This is a genomic window from Arthrobacter sp. 05N429, from assembly GCF_056397045.1.
On sequence record NZ_JBFTMQ010000031.1, the window covers coordinates 1 to 1,598 of the forward strand.

The following is a 1,598-nucleotide window of genomic DNA, read 5'->3' on the forward strand; positions in this document are numbered from 1 at the left end:
CGCGTCCACCTGAGCCTGAGTGGCCGTGCTGGTGTGCTGGTGTCGGCACTCTCGTCTCCCAGCCAAAAGCCGGTCTGCCAGATCTCGGCACCGGAGAAGCAAGTACCCGAGATCGTGACTCGCTGAATCGTGTGAGCGTACGTCATGGCCGATCTCCTTAACTATCCGGTGACTATGCGTATTGTGCCGGGTTCCCCTGGGGGTGGGAAACCCGGCTCAGGGAAGGCATATGACGAATATGCGGACGACCCATAAGGCGAATTGTAGAACTTAATTCGGCAGATCGTGGGATTTCCTGAGCAATCTTTTTAACACAGCTGAGTTAACACACCTGTGCCACAAAGGGCCGGCCTTTTTAACTCAGGTGGGTTAATAAACACGCTGGAGGAAATGCCCTGTACCGGCTTCGTTTAACGGTTGGGTGGTTCTGTGGCTGTAGTGGCCATGGCTCCCTCGAGGATGACCGGGACAGCAATTACCGGTGGCAGTCGTAGCGCCCAGGACCCCTCACTGGCTCCGTCAGGATGGCTCACAGAGCATGCGACGCTTCCCCAGACCGACCCCAAATTTAAGTTGGGGGGGTTTGGGGGGGCGTGCAACAACCCGTTTCCTACTCCACCATCAGGATGCGCTCTGCTCCTGCAGAGCAGGAGCAAACAGAGCAGAAACCCCACGAACCGCCACCGAGCCAGTAGGCTCCACAGCATGAGCAGAGACGAGATCCGGGAGCAGCTTTCGGAAGCGATCCTACGGTGCCGGAGGACAGCACGCAGGACCATGGAGTTGCCCCTGACGGCCGCAGAGCGAGACCAGGCGACGCGGGACGACGATGAGGCCCTGGGAGAGGTGTGGCGGCTCCTTCAGGAGCTGGGGTAGTCACAGTTCCAGTTGCCGCCGTTCGAGGTCACACGTAAAGCCTAGTGGCCTTACGGGATGGTGTGGCCGGTCCGAGTCTCCTTGAGCTGGTCCCTGCGCCTCCGCTGCGTATCGTACACGTCCCCGAAGTTGATCCCGGTGACCAGCGCATTGACGGCGGGCTTCACAGCGGGCAGCGTCGTCGCCTTGGCAACAAGGATCACTTGCTGATCGGGGGTGCCGTCGGAGTTGACCCCGTTGATGAAGGTCTGAAACGCGGTGGCGATCCCGGAAATGTCGAAGCTCTGGACGCGCCCATTCGACTGCACTGCCATGGACGGGCCCGGCAGGTACATGCGACCCTTTGCAGCGAGGCCACGGCTCAGCGCCGATGTCAGCGTCGCTACCAGAGTGGTCTGGGGCGCCTGCCGGTTGCCGCCAGCACTGCCCACGGGCGGTGTCCCGTAGGTGTGGTAGACGACGTTCAGTGGATCCGTGTGGCCTGTGGTGAGGATGTTTGCCACCTTGACCTGAGTCGTGATGTAGCTGTTGTTGATCTGCGTCGAGCCGCTGGAGAAGAAGGTAGCCCAGCGCGCTGCGATCGCGTCCACCTGAGCCTGAGTGGCCGTGCTGGTGTCGGCACTCTCGTCTCCCAGCCAAAAGCCGGTCTGCCAGATCTCGGCACCGGAGAAGCAAGTACCCGAGATCGTGACTCGCTGAATCGTGTGAGCGTACGTCATGGC

1 protein-coding gene is annotated in these 1,598 nt (G+C 60.9%); it reads right to left on the minus strand.

Annotated elements, in window-relative coordinates; all coding sequences use genetic code 11:
* Positions 1 to 926: 926 nt before the first annotated feature.
* A partial coding sequence (locus AC1DF4_RS19115; protein ID WP_476914350.1) for a hypothetical protein occupies positions 927 to 1,598 on the minus strand: 672 nt, incomplete at its 5' end.